Source organism: Halobaculum marinum (assembly GCF_029338555.1).
Classification (GTDB): Archaea; Halobacteriota; Halobacteria; order Halobacteriales; family Haloferacaceae; genus Halobaculum; species Halobaculum marinum.
Window position 1 is genome coordinate 195,093 of the sequence record NZ_CP119989.1, and the last position, 17,225, is coordinate 212,317.

Annotated in this window: 21 protein-coding genes; 11 read left to right on the forward strand and 10 right to left on the reverse strand. The window is 69.5% G+C overall.

All coding sequences use genetic code 11. The features are described from left to right. Positions 1 to 96 precede the first annotated feature (96 nt). From P0R32_RS01080 to P0R32_RS01095, 4 genes are all read left to right on the forward strand, one after another. Positions 97 to 813 carry a type 1 glutamine amidotransferase gene (locus tag P0R32_RS01080; protein WP_276238072.1) on the forward strand — a complete coding sequence of 239 codons (717 nt, stop codon included), beginning with the start codon at positions 97 to 99 and terminating at the stop codon, positions 811 to 813. A gap of 57 nt (positions 814 to 870) precedes the next feature. Continuing rightward, on the forward strand, positions 871 to 1,026 hold the full coding sequence (locus P0R32_RS01085) for a DUF7859 family protein (RefSeq protein WP_276238073.1): 156 nt from the start codon (positions 871 to 873) through the stop codon (positions 1,024 to 1,026). Positions 1,027 to 1,119: 93 nt separating this feature from the next. Continuing rightward, on the forward strand, positions 1,120 to 2,325 hold the full coding sequence (locus P0R32_RS01090; protein WP_276238074.1) for an inorganic phosphate transporter: 1,206 nt from the start codon (positions 1,120 to 1,122) through the stop codon (positions 2,323 to 2,325). A 247-nt stretch (positions 2,326 to 2,572) separates the two neighbouring features. Continuing rightward, positions 2,573 to 2,812 (forward strand): HalOD1 output domain-containing protein, encoded by a 240-nt coding sequence (locus P0R32_RS01095; protein WP_276238075.1) that lies wholly within the window; start codon positions 2,573 to 2,575, stop codon positions 2,810 to 2,812. 152 nt (positions 2,813 to 2,964) lie between these two features. Here P0R32_RS01095 and P0R32_RS01100 read toward each other — a convergent pair whose 3' ends face one another. Next, positions 2,965 to 4,353 carry a hemolysin family protein gene (locus tag P0R32_RS01100; protein ID WP_276238076.1) on the reverse strand — a complete coding sequence of 463 codons (1,389 nt, stop codon included), beginning with the start codon at positions 4,351 to 4,353 and terminating at the stop codon, positions 2,965 to 2,967. 157 nt (positions 4,354 to 4,510) lie between these two features. Here P0R32_RS01100 and P0R32_RS01105 point away from each other — a divergent pair, with 157 nt between their 5' ends. The 3 genes from P0R32_RS01105 to P0R32_RS01115 are packed head-to-tail and all read left to right on the forward strand — an operon-like array spanning position 4,511 to position 5,918. Beyond that, on the forward strand, positions 4,511 to 4,783 hold the full coding sequence (locus P0R32_RS01105) for a glutaredoxin family protein (RefSeq protein WP_276238077.1): 273 nt from the start codon (positions 4,511 to 4,513) through the stop codon (positions 4,781 to 4,783). Continuing rightward, positions 4,784 to 5,290, forward strand: a complete 507-nt coding sequence (locus P0R32_RS01110; protein WP_276238078.1) for a peroxiredoxin family protein — start codon at positions 4,784 to 4,786, stop codon at positions 5,288 to 5,290. A gap of 10 nt (positions 5,291 to 5,300) precedes the next feature. After that, on the forward strand, positions 5,301 to 5,918 hold the full coding sequence (locus P0R32_RS01115) for an L-threonylcarbamoyladenylate synthase (RefSeq protein ID WP_276238079.1): 618 nt from the start codon (positions 5,301 to 5,303) through the stop codon (positions 5,916 to 5,918). A 24-nt stretch (positions 5,919 to 5,942) separates the two neighbouring features. Here P0R32_RS01115 and P0R32_RS01120 read toward each other — a convergent pair whose 3' ends face one another. Together P0R32_RS01120 and P0R32_RS01125 are read right to left on the reverse strand one after the other, a co-directional pair. Beyond that, on the reverse strand, positions 5,943 to 6,653 hold the full coding sequence (locus P0R32_RS01120) for a CRISPR-associated protein Cas4 (protein WP_276238080.1): 711 nt from the start codon (positions 6,651 to 6,653) through the stop codon (positions 5,943 to 5,945). A gap of 241 nt (positions 6,654 to 6,894) precedes the next feature. Further along, complete coding sequence (locus P0R32_RS01125) at positions 6,895 to 7,491, reverse strand: conditioned medium-induced protein 4 (RefSeq protein ID WP_276238081.1); 597 nt, start codon at positions 7,489 to 7,491, stop codon at positions 6,895 to 6,897. 166 nt (positions 7,492 to 7,657) lie between these two features. On the opposite strand from P0R32_RS01125, the gene P0R32_RS01130 reads away from it, so the two are divergent. Beyond that, positions 7,658 to 9,781: a heterodisulfide reductase-related iron-sulfur binding cluster gene (locus P0R32_RS01130; protein WP_276238082.1), complete on the forward strand. Its 2,124-nt coding sequence runs from the start codon at positions 7,658 to 7,660 to the stop codon at positions 9,779 to 9,781. A 30-nt stretch (positions 9,782 to 9,811) separates the two neighbouring features. On the opposite strand, the gene P0R32_RS01135 is transcribed toward P0R32_RS01130, so the two are convergent. Then, positions 9,812 to 10,132 carry a 4Fe-4S dicluster domain-containing protein gene (locus P0R32_RS01135; protein ID WP_276238083.1) on the reverse strand — a complete coding sequence of 107 codons (321 nt, stop codon included), beginning with the start codon at positions 10,130 to 10,132 and terminating at the stop codon, positions 9,812 to 9,814. A 72-nt stretch (positions 10,133 to 10,204) separates the two neighbouring features. Next, positions 10,205 to 10,882, reverse strand: a complete 678-nt coding sequence (locus P0R32_RS01140; protein ID WP_276238085.1) for a hypothetical protein — start codon at positions 10,880 to 10,882, stop codon at positions 10,205 to 10,207. 87 nt (positions 10,883 to 10,969) lie between these two features. Between P0R32_RS01140 and P0R32_RS01145 the strand changes: the two genes are divergently transcribed. Beyond that, a complete protein-coding gene (locus tag P0R32_RS01145) occupies positions 10,970 to 11,467 on the forward strand; it encodes a cupin domain-containing protein (protein WP_276238086.1) in 498 nt (165 codons plus the stop codon). Here P0R32_RS01145 and P0R32_RS01150 read toward each other — a convergent pair. The 3 genes from P0R32_RS01150 to P0R32_RS01160 form a co-directional block, all read right to left on the reverse strand. Next, positions 11,464 to 11,991, reverse strand: coding sequence for an FKBP-type peptidyl-prolyl cis-trans isomerase (locus P0R32_RS01150; RefSeq protein WP_276238087.1), 528 nt, complete (start codon positions 11,989 to 11,991; stop codon positions 11,464 to 11,466). The genes P0R32_RS01145 and P0R32_RS01150 overlap by 4 nt on opposite strands. Then, complete coding sequence (locus P0R32_RS01155; protein WP_276238088.1) at positions 11,988 to 13,493, reverse strand: molybdopterin-dependent oxidoreductase; 1,506 nt, start codon at positions 13,491 to 13,493, stop codon at positions 11,988 to 11,990. Before P0R32_RS01155 ends, P0R32_RS01150 begins: the two co-directional genes overlap by 4 nt. A 75-nt stretch (positions 13,494 to 13,568) precedes the next feature. Further along, positions 13,569 to 14,072, reverse strand: coding sequence for a plastocyanin/azurin family copper-binding protein (locus P0R32_RS01160; RefSeq protein ID WP_276238089.1), 504 nt, complete (start codon positions 14,070 to 14,072; stop codon positions 13,569 to 13,571). Positions 14,073 to 14,265: 193 nt separating this feature from the next. On the opposite strand from P0R32_RS01160, the gene P0R32_RS01165 reads away from it, so the two are divergent. Together P0R32_RS01165 and P0R32_RS01170 are read left to right on the forward strand one after the other, a co-directional pair. Continuing rightward, entirely contained in the window at positions 14,266 to 15,015 is a 750-nt protein-coding gene (locus tag P0R32_RS01165) for a helix-turn-helix domain-containing protein (RefSeq protein WP_276238090.1), read from the forward strand. Positions 15,016 to 15,072: 57 nt separating this feature from the next. Continuing rightward, positions 15,073 to 15,435, forward strand: a complete 363-nt coding sequence (locus P0R32_RS01170) for a thiol-disulfide oxidoreductase DCC family protein (RefSeq protein WP_276238091.1) — start codon at positions 15,073 to 15,075, stop codon at positions 15,433 to 15,435. Positions 15,436 to 15,462: 27 nt separating this feature from the next. Here the strand turns inward: P0R32_RS01170 and P0R32_RS01175 are convergent, their stop codons facing one another. Then, positions 15,463 to 15,756, reverse strand: coding sequence for a DUF7853 family protein (locus P0R32_RS01175; RefSeq protein WP_276238092.1), 294 nt, complete (start codon positions 15,754 to 15,756; stop codon positions 15,463 to 15,465). Positions 15,757 to 15,952: 196 nt separating this feature from the next. Next, on the reverse strand, positions 15,953 to 17,116 hold the full coding sequence (locus P0R32_RS01180) for an acyl-CoA dehydrogenase family protein (protein ID WP_276238093.1): 1,164 nt from the start codon (positions 17,114 to 17,116) through the stop codon (positions 15,953 to 15,955). Positions 17,117 to 17,225: the final 109 nt, after the last annotated feature.

Here is a 17,225-nt window from a genome sequence, read left to right on the forward strand (position 1 = left end):
CCAGCGCGGTCGAACTGCCGAACACCCGCGTCCGCGTCGCCGGCGAACGTCGGCGGTGACGCAAGTCCTTTGCCGCCCAGCGCCGTCAACCCGGCAATGACACGACTTCGGCTCGCGCTCCTCAACGCGGCCCACGAGGGCGAGAACACCGCCCGGAACTTCCGGCGGGAACTCGACGCCGACCTCGCGGAGTTCGACGCGAACGCACAGCAGTTGCCCGAGACGTTCGACTTCGACGGCGTCGTGATCACCGGCTCTCGCTCTTCCGTCTACTGGGACGAGGAGTGGATCGACCCGCTGGTGGAGTGGACCGCCGAGGCGGCCGAGCGCGGCCTGCCGATCCTCGGCGTCTGCTACGGCCACCAGGTGCTCGCGGAGGCGCTCGGCGGCCGTGTCGGCGGCATGGACGACTTCGAAATCGGCTACAACCAGATCGGTCACACCGGCGACGACGAGTTGTTCGCCGGCATCGGCGAGGAGTTCACGGTGTTCACCACCCACGGCGACGCGGTGTTGGAACTGCCGCCGGGCGCGGAGTTGCTCGCCGAGAACGAGTTCGGCGTCCACGCGTTCCGGAAAGGCCACACCTGGGGCGTGCAGTTCCACCCCGAGTACGACGTCGAGACCGCCCGCGAGGTGACCGAGGGGAAGCGCGAACGCATCGGCGACGCCAAGGTCGACGCCGTGCTCGCGGACATCTCCCCCGAGCGCTACGACGCCGCCTGCGAGGCGAAGACGCTGTTCGACAACTTCACCGCCTACTGCCGGCGCGTCCGCGACGACGCGGAGGCGGGGCCCGAGGCGGAGGCCTGACCGGGCCACGCCCGAAACGTCGAAACCCCTATCCCCCACACCGCCGCATCCGCGCACATGAGCGTAGTCGACACGCTGGTCTCGGCGGTCGCGGCGAATCCCGGTCTGACGCTGATCCTCGCTGTCCTCCTCGCGCTGGTGTTCGGCGGCTACCTGTACCTGCGGAAAGTCGTCGTCAACGTCGCCGAAGGGTACGACGAAGGCCGCCGGTGATCGGGGGCGGTCGTGCGTCGCCGTCGCCGCTGGCGCCGCCCAGACTCGTCGGTAACCCAACAACGACTTAGCCGCGGACGCTGAGGGCCCGGTATGGTCGCCGCCGGCACCCTCGCCACGCTCCTCGTCGCCGCGCTCGCGTCACTGTTCATGGCGTGGGCGATCGGTGCCGGCTCTTCCGGGTCGACGCCGTTCGCCCCCGCCGTCGGCGCCAACGCCATCTCCGTGATGCGCGCGGGCCTGATCGTCGGTGTGCTGGGCTTCCTCGGCGCCGTCCTCCAGGGCGCGAACGTCACCGAGGCGGTCGGCACCTCCCTCATCGACGGCGTCACCATCACTGCCGCCGCCGCCATCGTGGGGCTGCTCACCGCCGCCATCCTCGTCGCCATCGGCGTGTTCGCTGGCTACCCCATCGCCACCGCGTTCACCGTCACCGGCGCGGTCGTCGGTGTCGGCCTCGCGCTCGGCGGCGACCCCGCGTGGGCGAAGTACCGCGAAATCGTCGCGCTGTGGGTCGCCGTCCCGTTCGTCGGCGGCTCCATCGCCTACGCCACCGCGCGCCTGCTCCGCTCGGAGCGGGTCGCCGAGACCGTCGCCGTGCCGACGCTCGCGGGGCTGGTCGCCGCCATCGTCGCCAACATCGGGTTCACCATCCTCGGCCCGCCGGGGGTCCAGCGGTCGCTCGCGGAGATGGCGGCGATTGCGGTCCCCACCCCGGTCGTCGGCGGCGTCGACACCGCCCGCCTGCTCGTCACGGTCGCCGTCGCCGTCGTCGCGGCGCTCGCGCTGTTCTGGGACATGGCCGGCGACGAGGCCCGCGGCCAGCGGCGCTTCCTCCTCGTGCTCGGCGGCCTCGTCGCCTTCTCCGCGGGTGGGTCGCAGGTCGGACTCGCAATCGGCCCGCTCGTCCCGCTCCTCGGCGGCGACGGCGCCAGCGTGCAGATCCCCCTGACTGCCGTACTCGTCGGTGGGGGACTCGGCCTCCTCGCCGGGTCGTGGACCGGCGCGCCGCGGATGATCAAGGCGCTCGCGCAGGACTACTCCTCGCTGGGCCCGCGCCGCTCCATCGCTGCGCTCATCCCCAGTTTCGCCATCGCCCAGACCGCCGTCGCGTTCGGCATCCCCGTCTCGTTCAACGAGATCATCGTCTCGGCGATCATCGGGTCGGGGTACGCCGCCGGCGGCGCCGGCGTCAGCACCCGGAAGATGGTGTACACTGTCCTCGCGTGGGTCGGCTCACTCGCGCTCGCACTCGGGGTCGGCTACGGCGCGTTCACGCTCGTCGACATTGTGTTGTGAAGTTCGAGCATTTCCAAAGAGTGAGCACGAACGATCACGGGTCGCCACTGGAGTGCAGGCACCCAAAATAGTGGGCCTCTAGGGAGCTTATTTTCGAATTGAGCCAGATAGTTACCGACGGACACGTGGCCCAAAGGCGTTATTAGTGACTAGGGAGTTGTGCCGAGTGCACAAGAGATAGACCCGGGGAGGGGGCCACGACGGGGCGCTCTGAACCGGACCCGATACAGTACTTCCTCACATCACTATGTCCCGACCATCTCAACAGACGACGGTAGAAGCGGTCGTAACTGCAGTCGCCGAACAGAAGGGCGTCGAACCGACGGCGCTCGAACGCCCGCTGTACGAGGTCGTCGACTCGGAGTGTCTCGGTAACTTCTTCGGGGACACGACCGGCGAAATCTCCTTCGAGTACCTCGACACGATGGTGACAGTCGACTCGGAGGGCGAAGTGTCCGTGCGGCCGCTCGCGACGCCGACGCCGTAAGCGAACAGCACGTAAACAGAGCAGTTCTCCCCTGGCCCGCCACCTCGTGAGCGTGGCGTCCGTCGGGTGCCGGTGCGCGGTGGTGGGCGACGGTGTGCGACGGCGCGTGGCGGACACGATACACCGAGCAGGCGACGCCGAGCGCCGGTGACTCAGTTCTCGGCTTCGGCGCCGGCTTCCGGTTCCTCGGTGTCGTCCTGGTAGTACGCCTCGGTGACGGTGACGCGGGCGCGCATGATCCGAGTGTTGTCGACCTCCTCGATCCGGATCTGGACGCCCTCGTAGTCGATCTCTTCGCCCTCCTCGACGAGGCGGCCGGCCATGTTGAAGATGAAGCCGGCGAGCGTCTCGAACTCCTGGCCCTCGGGGAGTTCGATCTCCAGCACCTCGTTCACCTCGTCGATGTTCACCTCGCCGCGCACGAGCACGGTGTTGTCGTCGACGAACTCGAACGGCTCCTCCTCGTCACCTTCGAGGATCTCGCCGACGATCTCTTCGACCATGTCCTCCAGCGTGAGGATCCCCTCGGTCGTCCCGAACTCGTCGATGACGACGACCATCTGCATCCGGGTCTCCTGCATCTCCTCGAGCAGTTCGTCGGCGTTCTTCGACTCGGGCACGTGCAGCGTGGGCTGGACGACCGTCGCGAGGTCGGTCTCCCCCTCGCCGTAGTAGCGCGCGCGGACCAGATCGCGGATGTTCACGACGCCGATGATGTTGTCGAGGTTCCCCTCGTACACGGGGACACGCTCGTGGTCGGCCTGGACGCACGTCTCGATCGCCTCGTCGATAGAGGCGTCCTTCGGGACGGCGGTGACGTCGAGGCGGGGCGTCATCACCTCCTTGGCGATGGTCTTGTTGAAGCGGAAGATGCGGTCGAGCATCTCGCGCTCCTCCTCCTCTATGACGCCCTCGCGCTCCCCGGTCTGGATCATGTTCTGGATCTCGTCGCGGGTGACGTACGACGTCTCGATGGCCGACCGACCGCCGGTGACCTTGTTCACCAGTCTGGTGAGGTAGTCGAACGTGACGACCAGCGGGAGCAGGACGTACTCGGAGAGCTTCAGCGGGCGCGCGATGCGCAGCGCCCACGACTCGGTGTTCTCGACCGCGTAGCTCTTCGGAGCCGACTCCCCGAACAACAGCACCAGCGAGGTGATCCCGAACGTGGATATCAGGACCGCGGTGCCGGCGTTGTCGACGTAGATGCCGACCAGCGCCGTCGCGATGGACGACATCGCGATGTTGACGAGGTTGTTGCCGACGAGGATCGTCACGAGCAGGCGGTGGGGGTCAGACTTCAGCTCCGCGACGGCCTCGGCGCCGCGGCGCCCCTGTTCGACGAGGTGGTCGACCCGGTGGCTGGCGAGCGAGAACATCGCGATCTCCGACGAGGAGAAGAAGCCGGAGAGGGCGATGAGGATGGCGATAGCGACCGCACCGCCGATCGCGATAGTGGTATCGTTGATCGGCACCGCGTTCGCGAGCCCGCCGAGTTGCGCGGGCGAGACTACGAGAGCGTGTACCGGCGACAAACCCATGTGATACGGAAGCTAACCTTGCCCCCGGATTAAGCGTTGTCCTCGCGGTCGACCGACAGGCATCCGTCGGGCGACCGCGACGCCGACGCCGACCCACAGACCGGCCCACTGTGCCGGGGGCGAAGCCATTACACGACACCCGCTCCAACGGCCACGTATGTCTGACCCCGAGATCACCCTGTACCGACTCCAGGCGTGTCCGTACTGCGAGCGGGTCGTCCGCAAACTCAAGCAGTACGACCTCGACTACGAGTCGCGCTTCGTCGAGCCGATGCACTCCGACCGGAACGCGGTCGCCCGGCTCACGGGCAAGCGCTCCGTGCCGGCCATCCGCGACGAGCGGACGGGCGTCACGATGTCCGAGTCCGGCAACATCGTCGACTACCTCGACCGCACGTACGGCGAGGGCGGCGCCGCGGGGGGTGCCTGAATGGTCGACTTCGACGTCGTCGACCTCCCCGAGACCGACCACGTCGACGTGGGCGAGGCGGCGCCCGACTTCACCCGCCCGCTCGTGGGCGACGAGTACTGGAGCGACACGTCGCTGTCCGACATCGACGGTCCCGTCGCGCTCGTGTTCTTCCCGATGGACGGGGCGTTCCCGGCGACGTACATCTGGAACGAGATCCGCGACCGCGAGTGGGGCAGCGACGGCGACGTGACCGTCGTCGGCGTCTCCATCTCCTCTCCCTACGAGCACAAGACGTTCGTCGACGAGCGCGGGATGGACTACGAACTGTTCTCGGACCCGTCTGCCGAGGTCGGCGACCTGTACGGCGCGGTGCAGGATCTGGACGGGATGGCGGGGGTCCGCGAGCACCGCCCGGCGGTGTTCCTCCTCGACGACGACCACACCGTCGAGTACGCGTGGGTCGCCTCGGAGTGGCCGGCGTTCCCGGACTACGACGAGGTCGAAGCGCACATCGAGGGGTTGTAACCGCGTCGAGATGCCCTCCCACGGCACGACTGGCGGGGTCGCCGACGCCGCCGTCGAGCGTGCGGCCGAGGCGATCCGCGCCGGCGAGGCGGTCGTCTACCCCACCGAGACGGTGTACGGTCTCGGCGCCGACGCGACCGACCCGGAGGCGGTCGAGCGCGTGTTCGAGTTGAAGGACCGGCCCCGCGACAAGCCGCTGTCGGTGGCCTTCGGCGACGTGGAGACGGCGCTGTCGCTGCTCCCCGCGAGCGACCGCGCCGCGCGGTTCGCACGAGCGTTCCTCCCCGGCCCGGTGACGGTCGTCGTCGCCCGGGGCGACGCGCTCCCCGGCGCGCTGACCGACGGCGAACCCCGCGTCGGGATCCGCGTGCCCGACCACCCGACGGCGCGGTCGCTCGCAGAGGCCGCCGGCCCGATCACCGCGACGAGCGCGAACCGGTCGGGCGCCGGGAGCGTCCGCCGGGTCGAAGACCTGGACCCGCGAGTCCGCGAGGGCTGTGCGGTCGTGCTCGACGGCGGAGAGACGCCCGGTGGCGAGAGCACGGTCGTCGACCCCGACCGGAGCCTGATCCACCGCGCGGGCCCCCTCGCCGACGAGATCCGCGAGTGGCTGGCGAGCCAGCCCTGACTGGCCCGACCGTCAGCGCCCTCCTCACAACCCGAGCAGACTCCGCAGACTCCGCGTCCTGACCCCGCAGTTCGACCGGTGACGGCACTCCCGACACTTCGCGTCGTTCGATAGCCGTGCCGGCGGGCCGTCGATGTCGCGGACCGTCCTGAGCACCCGACGGTACGTCCCGGACCGACGCACCGACAACCGCACCTCGCGCACGACCGCGTGTGCGGGGTACTCGACGATCGCTCGTCGGATCCGCCGTCCCTCCTCCCACGACAGCGCGTGCATCGCCGCGACCGCCCGGACGGACTGTGGCTCCCACACCCCCCGATCCGGGGGTTCGCCGGGCGAGACGACCACCGGAACGGGCGGGTCGCCCGTCGGCTCACCCTCGTCGTCGGTCGCGTCCGCACCCGTCGTGCCGAGCACCTTGTGCGCGATGCCGCGGGCGTCCTTGCCGTCGAGCAAGACGCGGGTGCCGTCGGGGTCGGTCAGCGCCGCCCAGTCGGGGCGGTCCGTGAGTCGGGCGAGCGCGGCGCGGTACTCCGCAGGGTCGCGGTCGATCGGTTCCGCTCGCAACTCGGCGTCGTCCATGCCGCGGAGCGCGGGGTAGCGGAACGCCAGATCGATCCGAGCGGTCGCCTCCGGCGGCGGTTCGCGGTCGTCTTCGCGGCGGTCGTAGTACAACTGGCGGGGGCAGTACGCCGCGGTCGCGAGATCCGAGAACGTCGTCTTTGCCGGGGGCACGCGGGGGTGTGGTCCCGTCTTCGTACTTGAACGTTCGTCGCAGCTCGGAGCGGTCGCGTCGGCGGCCAAGCGGTATAGCGGTCGCGGCGGCGGAGCGGTGCTGTAGCCACAGGATACTGTACCGCGAGCGAGGCCGGAGGCCGAGCGAGCGGCCTTTTGTCATGAACGGGTTTTCGCCGAGCGGTTCCCGCAGCGCTCGCCTCCGGCGAGCGCGAGGAAACCCGAGGCGAAAAGCGGTTCGTTAGAAGGAAACGTTCGTCTCGATGTCCTCGGCGGCCTCCCGGAGGCCGTCCTCGCGGGCGTCCTCGGTGAGCCCGTGCTTCAGGTCAGACTCGGTGAGGAGTTCGGCGAACTCGTCGCGGAAGCGGTCGTTCGCGCGCGTCGAGCGGACGTCGGCGGCGACGACCCGCGAGTAGTGCGCGACCGTCTCTTCGTCGGCGTCGAGTTCGGCGGCGCGCTCGGCCAGCGGCACGTCCTCGACGTACAGCGATCGGAGTTCCGCGAGGTCGAACGGCGCCTCGCGGTCGGCGTCGCGGACGAGGTGGAGGTCCATCCGTGCGTCGAACACGGTCGCCTCGTCGGCGTCGACCGCCGCGGCGATGGCCGCGTCGGCGGCGTCCTCGAAGAACAGGCGGACGACGCGCTGGAGGGCGGCGTCGTCGAGGTCGGAGGCGAACTCGTAGCGCTCGCGCATCCGCGCGACGAGTTCGGCGATCCGGCCGTCGGCGTCCGACTCCGCCGCCAGCGAGCCACGCCCCTCCTCCTGTCGCTCCGTGACCGTCTCCCCCCCGGTCGTGTCGAGGAAGATGTCGCGGAGTTCCGCCGTCTTCTCGTCCATAGAACGATTTGAACGCCGTCGGCGGTGAAAAACGTGTTGGCGGCTCCGGGACGGCCAGAACGACCCGTCCACCGTGGCACTCCGGCGGATCGGATCGGGGGCGGCGCGGTCCTTCACACACGATGGTGTGAGAAGATTTAACCACGGACGGAAACCCGGATCGCACATGCAAGCCGACGTGACGCGGGAGACTTTCTGGACCATCGGTCCGGTCGGGAAGGCCGCGTTCTACTACCTCGCGGCGGTCGCGCTCGCCGTCTTCGCGTACGGTACCTACCGCCGCTTCGCGCGCTACGCCGCCGGCGAGGACGACTGGTTCGACCGCCTCGACGACCTGCCGGGGCGGGTGCTGCGCGCCGCCCGGATCGTCGCCTCCAACCGCAACCAGTACGACCGCGACCTGTACGCGGGCGTGATGCACTCGTTCATCCTGTGGGGCTTCCTCACCCTGCTGATCGGGACGACCATCCTCGGCATCGACCTCGACTTCTGGCGCCCCGTGACGGGCGAGTCGTTCTTCGTCGGCGACTTCTACCTCTCGTACTCGTTCGTCATGGACGCGATGGGGCTGCTGTTCGTCGTCGGCGTCGGCATGGCCATCTACCGCCGGTACACCGAACGCGAGGGTCGCCTCTGGGGCAAGCACACCTCGTTGGAGGACGACGCGTTCGTCTGGACGCTGTTCGTGCTCGGCGTCGGCGGCTACGTACTGGAGGCGTTCCGCATCATCGGCTCCGCCGAGTTCGTCGCCTACGAGCGCGTCTCCTTCGTCGGCTACTTCCTCGCGGGCATCCTCGCGGAGGCGGGCGTCACCGTCGGGATGGCAGAAACGCTGTACACCGTGACGTGGTGGAGCCACGCAGTCTTGGCGTTCGCGTTCATCGCGCTCATCCCGTACGCCAAGCCGTTCCACATGATCTCGTCGTTCGCGAACGTCGTCACCCGCGACGAGAAGGCGGGCGTCCGCCTCCCGGGCGTCCCCGAGGACGCCGGCCCCGACGACATCGGCTACGGCTCCATCGAGGACTTCTCGTGGCGCCACATCCTCGACCACGACGCCTGCACGAAGTGCGGCCGCTGTTCGTCCGTCTGCCCGGCGAAGGCCTCCGGTCGGAACCTCGACCCGCGCGACGTGATCCTCGACCTGAAGCAGTACCGCGAGGACCTCGACGCCGGTCGGACCGAGGAGATCGAGATCGTCGCCGACGGCGGGAGTTCGGTCATCGCCGCCGAGTCGATGGAGTCGTGCATGTCCTGTATGGCCTGCATGGACGCGTGCCCGGTCGACATCGAGCACGTCTCGGAGTTCACGCAGATGAACCGCCGCCTCACCGAGACAGGCCAGATGGACGAGATGGTGCAGGACGCGATGATGAACGTGTTCCAGAACGGCAACACGTTCGGCGACCCCGCCCGCAAGCGCCCCGAGTGGACCGAGGACCTGGACTTCGAGGTGCCCGACGCCCGCGAGGAGGACGTGGAGTTCCTCTGGTACGTCGGCGAGTACCCCAGCTACGACGAGCGCAACCAGCGCGTCGCCCGCTCGCTGGCGACGCTGCTGGAGCGCGCGAACGTCTCCTACGGCATCCTCTACGAGGACGAACAGCACGACGGCAACGACGTGCGCCGCGTCGGCGAGGAGGGCCTGTTCGAGATGCTCGTCGAGGACAACACCGAGGCGTTCGCCTCCTGCAGCTTCGAGAAGGTGGTCACGACCGACCCCCACTCGATGAACACCTTCCGCAACGAGTACCCCGAGGTGTCGGAGTTCGACGACCCGGTGTTCCACTACACGCAGGTCGTCGAGAACCTCGTCGAGACGGGTCGGCTCGGCCTCGACGGCACGGAACTCGACTACACCGCGACGTACCACGACCCGTGCCACCTCGGGCGGATGAACGACGTGTACGAGGCGCCGCGCGACCTCATCCGCGCCACGGGCGTCGACCTGTACGAGATGCCGCGCAACCGCTCGGACTCGTTCTGTTGCGGGGGCGGCGGCGGCGGCCTCTGGATGGACCACGAGGAGCACACCAAGCCCAGCGAGGAGCGCCTCCGCGAGGCGTTGGAGGACACCGACGCCGGGAGCGAGGTGGAGAAGTTCGTCGTCGCGTGCCCGATGTGCGGGACGATGTACGAGGACGGTCGCAAGACCGGCGACTTCGAGGACGACATCGAAATCATCGACATCGCCGAACTGCTGTGTGAGGCGTTGGCGGCGAAGGAGGGCACGGGCGTCGAGACACCCGTCGACGCCGACGGCGACACGTCGCCCGCGGCGGCGGACTGACACCGCCGCCGGGTCAGCGTTCGCCGTTCGTTACGACCGCGAGGCGTCCACGTCGATGGCGTCGACCGGGCAGATGTCCACGCACAGCATACAGTCGATACACTGGTCCTCGCGGGTCGGTTCGACCTTCCGCTCGCTGGCGGGGTGGTCGGGCGTGTCCACCCAGTCGAACACGTCGACCGGGCAGTTCTCCAGACACGCACCGTCGGCGATGCAGATGTCGTAGTCGACCGCGACGTGGGCGCCGTGGATGCCCAGTTTCTCCGGTGGGTCGACCGGCCCCCACACGTCGAGGCCGTTCTCCTCGCCGGCGTGCTCGCGGTTCTCGTCGAAGTTCGGATCGATTCCCATTGGACGTGGGTTCACCGGACACGTACAAAAACGCGGGCATCCGGATCCCCGACCCGGCGTCCAGCGGGAGCGTCAGCGGCGACGACGCACGAGGCCGAGCGTCGCCACCGCGGCGACCACCAGTGCCCCGAACGCCGAACCGACGCCGAGGCCGGGAGCGGCGGCGCGCGACTCGCCGGCGGTGTCGTCGCCGACGGCGGTCGGTCCGCCGGGCGTCCGCGTCGGCTGGGCGGCCATCGCCTGCGGCGGCGTTCCGTCGGCGTCGCCGACCCGCAACGGCATCGAGTCGCGCACGACCCCGCCCGTGGCGAGGGTGACGTTGTACGTCCCCGCAGGGAGCGACGCCCTCGACGCGCCCGTCACCGTCGCGTTCGCGACCACGCCGTCGACCGCGGTCAGCGCGCCCGGGTCGCCCCGGCCAGCGGCGGCGGTGTCGAACCGGACGACCGTCTGGACGCCCCCCACGGGCGACAGTTCGGCCTCGTACCGGAAGCCGTCCGGCCCCGTCACGGCGAACACCGCCCCGTAGGCGTTGTGGAACGTCACCCGCGCGGCGACGGCCCCACCGGGGTCGGTCTCGACCGCGGAGACGTTGAACTGGACGAACGAGTGCGTCGCCGGGGCGCCCCCGGCGAGCGACCCCGCGCCCGCAGCACCCGTCGTGCCCGCGGCGGCGACGCCCGCCCACATGGCGCTCGTCACGCACACGAGCACGACCAGCGCGACGACGAGGCGACTGGGAGGCTGCACGGGCACACGGAGGCGCTGCCGGCCCAAACCGCTTCCGCTCGCCCGTGGTGTCGGTAGGGCTACATTCCGACGCGGCGATCGAGACGCATGAACCGAGTCAACGCCGACGACGTCGACTGGGACGAGACCGACCGGGGCGAGTCCGTGGGGTGGCGCCGCAAGCAACTGGCCGCGGCCGCCGACGGCGACCAACTCGGCTGTAGCCTGTACGAGTTGCCGCCCGGCAAGCGCGCGTGGCCGTACCACTACCACGCCGCAAACGAGGAGGCGCTGTACGTGCTCGCCGGCGCGGGGACGCTCCGGCACGCCGACGGGGAGACGGCGTTGCGCGCGGGCGACTACGTCGCACTCCCCGTCGGCGAGGACGGCGCCCACCGCGTGATCAACGACGGTGAGGACACCCTCCGCTACCTCGCGGTGTCGACGATGCGGGACCCCGAGGTGCTCGTCTACCCCGACTCAGGCAAGGTGGGCGCGATGGCCGGCGCCCCGCCCGGCGGTGACGGCGAGCGTGACGTGGACGCGTACTTCCGCCGCGACGACGCGGTCGACTACTGGGACGGCGAAGGGGAGGAAACGGGTTAGGCGGCCTCGCCCGCGCCACCGGCGTCGGCGTGAGTGTCGTCTTCGGCGTGCACCTCCAGCACCCGGATCTCGAACTCGACGCGCCGACCCGCGAGTTCGTGGTTGAAGTCGACCGTCGCCTCGGCGTCGTCGACGGCGACGATCCAGCCGACGTCGCCGCGCTCGCTCCGGACGAGGTCGTCGACCGCGGCGGTCGTGTCGCTGCGGGCCTCCAGTTCCTCGCGGTCGACCGTGACGACCGCGTCGTCGTCGCGGGCGCCGTACGCGTCCTCGGGGTCGAGCACGACCGTCTTCGTCTCGCCCGGTTCCATCCCCCGGACCGCCTCGTCGACACCGGGGATGACGTGCCCCTCGCCGACGCGGAACTCCAACGGCACGAAGTCGCGGTGGTCGTGGTACACGCCCTCCTCGAGCGCCACGTCGACGTCGGTCGTCTCGAACACCTCGCCGGCGTCGTCGCCGTCGGCGAGTCGTCCCGTCAGGTGGACGATCGCGATCCGGCCGGGGAGGACGGTCGCGGTCATCGTTCCTCGACGGTGCAGGTCACCGCGTGGGCCATGTACGCGTTGTTGCCGTAGCCGCCCTGGTTCCACGGGAACTGGTCGTTCTCGATCCCCCGAAGCTGTTGGTCGGGCGCGGAGATGGTCGCCGGCTGGGTGTAGCCGCGCTCGTCGGTCGCGCGCGAGGCGAGCGTGTACTCCCCCGGCTCCGGCGAGTCCCACACGTAGCGGAACTGCCGCCAGCCGGTCGCCTCCCCGGTGGGGCCGAAGAACTCCGCTTCGTTCCACGTGTCGCCGCCGTCGGTCGACACCTCCACCGCCTGCACCGCGTCGTCGCCGGCCCAGGCGACGCCGATCACCTCGACGGTGCCCGACGGCGACGGCGTGACGGTCTGCCCCTCGCCGGGGTAGCCGATGAGCGACTTCTCCACCTGGTCGTACATGTACGCGTTGCGGATCTCGCCGGTGCGCTCCATCTGCTCGCGCGTGTCGTACACCGGGAGGCGCTCGTACTGGGTCGCGCTGGCGTCCTCCTCGGGGTCGATCCGGTAGGAGTACTGCTGCCAGTGAGTGAACGTGCGCTGGCCGCTCTCGGGGGCGCCCTCCTCCTCCCACGGCTGGCCGATCACCATCGTCTCCATGACGTGCATCCGGTCGACCCACTTCACGTTGTTACAGCCGAACCAGCCGGGCACGACCAGTCGCACCGGGAAGCCGTGGTCGGCCGACATCGGCGACCCGTTCATGTTGTACGCGAGGATGGTGTCGTCGAGCACCTTCGACATCGGGATCGAACGGGTGAACACGTCCTCGCCCTCGGGGTGCTCGCCACCCATGACGGTGAGGAAGTACTCCTCGCTCGTCTCGGCGCCGTACGCCTCGAGGATTGGCGCGATCGGCGTGCCCGTCCAGACGGTGTTGCCGACGGCGCCGTACGTCCACTGGTTCCCCCCGACCTGCGGGTCGAAGTACGAGCGCCCGTTGCCCGCACACTGCATCGTGTGGGTGACCGACGCCGTGCCGAAGGAGTTCTTGATCTCCTCCATCGTAAGTTCGACCTCGCTGTCGACGAGGCCCGTCAGTGAGACGGTCCACTCGGACTCCTCGATACTCGGCGTCGGGTAGTGGTTCCGGATGTAGTGCTCCTCGCGCGAGGTGATGTACTCGGCGTACGTCGACCGGGCGGCTGCCTGGGCGTTCTCTGGCTCCGGGGAGAGGATCTCCAGCCCCGGGTACCGCTCGGCGAGCGACGGTCCCTCCTCCGTCGGCTCCTCCGTCTCCGTCGGTTCTTCGGTCGGCTCCTCCGTCTCCGTCGCCATCGGCTCCTCGGTCGCCGTTCCCGCGGTCGTCCCGTTCTCGGTCGACGGCGCGCTCCCACCACAGCCGGCGAGCACGCCCACGCCCGCCAAGGCGCCCGTCGCCGCGAGGAACCGTCGTCGTTCGAGGTACCGGCTCCGTGCGCCGGCGGTCGACTCCTCGCGGTCACCCTCGTCGCGTCCGGGGTCGCGTTCACTGCTCCGTGACATGGATTCGCATTCGGTGGATCCCGGCAAGAAGTGTCGGTTGGCCCACACCAACGCGGCGGCGCCGTCGGCGACGAACTACTCGGAGACCTGGACGGTCCCGATCATCCCTTGGCCCGCGTGGGGGACGCAGACGTACACGTACTCGCCGGGGACGGTGAACGTGTGCTCGAACGTCTCGCCCGGCGGGAGGATCGCGAAGTGCTGTTCGTCCTCGTAGGAGGCGAACGGTTCGGCTCCGTCGGGGTTCGAACAGCGGGAGTCGGCGCTCGGCAGACTCGACACGTTGTGGCCAGGGCTCTCGAACGTCCACCTGACGGTGTCGCCCACCGAGATCTCGACCAGGTCGGGGACGAAGCGGAGTCGTCCCTCCGGGCCGACGGCGACCTCCGTGACGCCCGCCGCCGGCGTCTGGGTCGCCGTCGGCGTCGGCTCTGGAGTCGGCTCCGGCGTCGGCGTCTCGGCGGTCGTCGCCGCCGTGCCGTCGCCGCCGTCCGCCCCACCCCCCGTACACCCGGCGAGCGTCGTGGCGGTGGCGGCGACGGCGGTCAGTCGAAGGAGTCCGCGTCTGTCGGTCCTCATCGGGCGGATCGAAGCGAGCGACGGACATATATCCTGAATTGGCCCACACCAACCGTCGTCGCCGCGTCGCTGAGATCGTGGGGTAGGCTAATGTCGCCGTACGATCAAGAGTAGTAAACATGACGCGGAGGGGGGACTTCCAGAACAGCCGCGGTGGGACAAGCGCGACCGCACCACTGTGGGGGGACGAGGGATGCGGGAGCTGACGTTCGACCTGGTGTACGAGCGGGGGGCCGACCCGGTAGCGGACGTGTTCATCGAGTTCCCCTCGCTGTCGGCGAACGCGATCGCCAGTTGCGTCCGCCGCGACCGCCTGTGGCGTGTCGAGCGGTTCACGGGACCGCGAGCGGCGCTCGACCGGGTGGAGCGACACCGGCTCGACCCGGACGCACCCCACGAGGAGATGACGGACACGGAGTGCCAGGCCGTGCGGGAACACGGGGTGCTCGAGCGCACCCCGTCGACACTCGTCCTCTACACGTTCGTCACGAAACTCCACCAGTGTGACTCCGTGCTCGCGCAGGCGGCCCGCCGCCTCGACCTGGGGTTCGTCCTCCAGTCGCGGCGGCGCGAGCACCGCCACCAGTGGCGGCTGTTGTTGCGCTCTGCGACGAACGTCGGGGTGTTCCGCCGCGAGGCGGCCGCCCACCTGGACGATGGGATCCGCCTCGAGATCGGTCGGCTCGGCCCCGTCGACAGCTGGAACGACGACTCGCTCGCGACGGTGTCGCTGCCGCCCGAACAGCGCGAGACGCTCCGGGCGGCCGTCGACCGCGGCTACTACGAGACGCCCCGTGAGATCACGGTGAGCGACCTCGCCGACCGGCTCGACCTGCCGGCCTCGACCGTCTCCTACCGCCTGCGGCAGGCCGAGGCCCAACTGGCGAAGGGGTACCTCAGCCGGTTCGGGAGCGAGCGGGTGGTCGGCGACCCCGCCGACTGAGGCGCCCCACCCTCAGATCGCCCGAACGCACATAGCCGTCGAGCGCCTTCGATCGGTGTGTCCGTTCCCCGTCTCGTGTACGACGACGACTGCGGGTTCTGTACGTTCTGCGTGTCGCACGCGCTGGACCTCGGCGAGTTCGAGGCCGTCGGCTTCTCGTCGATGGGCGACGACCTGCGCGCGCGCCTGCCCGCCGACTACGAGGAGTGCATGCACCTCGTCACCGACGACGCGGTGTACTCCTGCGGCGAGGCGGTCGAGCAGGTCGCCCGCCGTACCGGCGCCGCAGGGTGGTGGCTCACCGCCGGCGCGAAGGGACTGCCGAAGTACCCCACCGCACGCGAGAAACTGTACCGGTGGGCCGCCGACCGTCGAGGGCTGTGGGGGAAACTCGCCCGGCGAGAGTCGCTCCCGGAGTGACCGGGGCGCGACCGGGTGGTCGCCCGACTACTGGCCCGTGGCCGTCCGTCGGAGCGCCGCCCGCCCGGGAGTCAGGTCGCGCGGCGGCGCGCGCATCAGGTACGACTCCAGCGCGTCGCGGATCACGTTCGTCTCGTCGGGGGCGAACTGCTCGCGGCCGGTTTCGATCGCCGTCAGCGCGTCCAGTTCCGGGTAGCCCTCTGAGTCGTCACCCGACTCCACCGCCGACCTCACCCGCTCGAGGAGCGCAGCGTGGACTACCCACGCCTCTTCGCGGGGGAACGCGAGTGTCCGCCAACCACCCTCGACTGGTTCGGCCATCTTCGGTCGCCGACTCAGACCCCACCTACTTAGCTATGGTTATGCTTCCGAAAACGTTAGAACTGTGACACGATTGGAGACGCGGTCGGTCGACCCCGCTCGGACGGCTAGTCACCGCCTAGCGCAGTCCGCGTAACCTCGCTCGCGAATCGTCGCGAGACGGCGCGAGCGACCGCGAGACGCGGCGACCGCCGCCTCACTCGTAGGCCGCGATCCCCGTGAGGTCCTCGCCGATGATCAGCGAGTGGATGTCGTGGGTGCCCTCGTACGTGTAGACAGTTTCGAGGTTGCTCAGGTGGCGCATCGGCGAGTAGTCGGTCGTGATGCCGTTGCCGCCGAGCATCTCGCGGGCGATGCGCGCCTGGTCGCGCGCCATGCTGACGTTGTTGCGCTTCGCCATCGACACCTGCTGGGGGCGGAGGTCGCCGCGCTCCTTCAGGTCCGCGAGGCGGTACGCGAGCAGTTGCGCGAGCGTGATCTGGGTCGCCATCTCCGCGAGTTTCTCCTGCTGGATCTGGAAGCGCGCGATGGGACCGCCGAACTGGTCGCGGTCGAGTTGGTACGAGCGGGCCGTCTCGAAGCAGTCGCGCGCGGCGCCGACGGCGCCCCACGCGATGCCGAAGCGCGCCTGCGTGAGACACGACAGCGGCCCCTTCATCCCCGACACCTCGGGGAGGACGTTCTCCTCGGGGACGCGCGCGTCGTCGAGGACGATGCCGCCCGTGACGGAGGCGCGCATCGAGAGTTTGTCGTCGATCTTCGGCGTCTCGACGCCGTCGCGGTCGGTCTCGACGAGGAAGCCGCGGACGGGCGACCCCTCCTCGCTGGTCAGCTTCGCCCACACGACGGCCACGTCGGCGATGGGCGCGTTCGTGATCCACGTCTTCTCGCCGTTGAGCACGTAGCCGTCGGCGTCGCGCTCCGCCGTGGTCTCCATCCCCGAGGGGTTCGAGCCGTGCGCGGGTTCGGTGAGGCCGAAGCAGCCGACCGCCTCACCCTGTCCGAGGGCGGGCAGCCACTCCTCCTTCTGGGCCTCGCTCCCGAACGCGTGGATGGGGTACATCACGAGCGCGCCCTGTACGCTGGCCATCGAGCGCAGGCCGGAGTCGCACGCCTCCAACTCCTGCATGAGCAGGCCGTACGCGCGCTCGGAGACGTTGGGAGAGCCGTAGCCTTCGAGGTTGGGGGCGTAGAAGCCGAGTTCGCCCATCTCGGGGATGAGCTCCGTGGGGAACGTGCCGGCCTCGTAGTGGTCGGCGATGTCCGGGGCGACCTCCTCTTCGATGAAGTCCCGAGCGGTGTCCCGGATCAGCTTCTCCTCCGCCGAGAGGTCCGCCTCCAGACCGACGTAATCGAGCATACACGAACCACAGCGACACGCCGACTAATGGGTATCGGGATCCTACCGGGTCGTCGGTGATGGATCGGCGCGTGCAGTGGGCAGTCGGGCAAGTGGAGACATCGAATCC

Excerpts from the sequence above, each read along its gene's own strand:
- P0R32_RS01180 (WP_276238093.1), bottom strand. The coding sequence starts at position 17,116 with ATGCTCGATTACGTCGGTCTGGAGGCGGACCTCTCGGCGGAGGAGAAG.
- P0R32_RS01105 (WP_276238077.1), top strand. The coding sequence starts at position 4,511 with ATGTCTGACCCCGAGATCACCCTGTACCGACTCCAGGCGTGTCCGTAC.
- P0R32_RS01110 (WP_276238078.1), top strand. The coding sequence starts at position 4,784 with ATGGTCGACTTCGACGTCGTCGACCTCCCCGAGACCGACCACGTCGAC.
- P0R32_RS01080 (WP_276238072.1), top strand. The coding sequence starts at position 97 with ATGACACGACTTCGGCTCGCGCTCCTCAACGCGGCCCACGAGGGCGAG.
- P0R32_RS01095 (WP_276238075.1), top strand. The coding sequence starts at position 2,573 with ATGTCCCGACCATCTCAACAGACGACGGTAGAAGCGGTCGTAACTGCA.
- P0R32_RS01125 (WP_276238081.1), bottom strand. The coding sequence starts at position 7,491 with ATGGACGAGAAGACGGCGGAACTCCGCGACATCTTCCTCGACACGACC.
- P0R32_RS01175 (WP_276238092.1), bottom strand. The coding sequence starts at position 15,756 with ATGGCCGAACCAGTCGAGGGTGGTTGGCGGACACTCGCGTTCCCCCGC.
- P0R32_RS01115 (WP_276238079.1), top strand. The coding sequence starts at position 5,301 with ATGCCCTCCCACGGCACGACTGGCGGGGTCGCCGACGCCGCCGTCGAG.
- P0R32_RS01145 (WP_276238086.1), top strand. The coding sequence starts at position 10,970 with ATGAACCGAGTCAACGCCGACGACGTCGACTGGGACGAGACCGACCGG.
- P0R32_RS01085 (WP_276238073.1), top strand. The coding sequence starts at position 871 with ATGAGCGTAGTCGACACGCTGGTCTCGGCGGTCGCGGCGAATCCCGGT.
- P0R32_RS01130 (WP_276238082.1), top strand. The coding sequence starts at position 7,658 with ATGCAAGCCGACGTGACGCGGGAGACTTTCTGGACCATCGGTCCGGTC.
- P0R32_RS01160 (WP_276238089.1), bottom strand. The coding sequence starts at position 14,072 with ATGAGGACCGACAGACGCGGACTCCTTCGACTGACCGCCGTCGCCGCC.
- P0R32_RS01135 (WP_276238083.1), bottom strand. The coding sequence starts at position 10,132 with ATGGGAATCGATCCGAACTTCGACGAGAACCGCGAGCACGCCGGCGAG.
- P0R32_RS01090 (WP_276238074.1), top strand. The coding sequence starts at position 1,120 with ATGGTCGCCGCCGGCACCCTCGCCACGCTCCTCGTCGCCGCGCTCGCG.
- P0R32_RS01165 (WP_276238090.1), top strand. The coding sequence starts at position 14,266 with ATGCGGGAGCTGACGTTCGACCTGGTGTACGAGCGGGGGGCCGACCCG.
- P0R32_RS01150 (WP_276238087.1), bottom strand. The coding sequence starts at position 11,991 with ATGACCGCGACCGTCCTCCCCGGCCGGATCGCGATCGTCCACCTGACG.
- P0R32_RS01155 (WP_276238088.1), bottom strand. The coding sequence starts at position 13,493 with ATGTCACGGAGCAGTGAACGCGACCCCGGACGCGACGAGGGTGACCGC.
- P0R32_RS01100 (WP_276238076.1), bottom strand. The coding sequence starts at position 4,353 with ATGGGTTTGTCGCCGGTACACGCTCTCGTAGTCTCGCCCGCGCAACTC.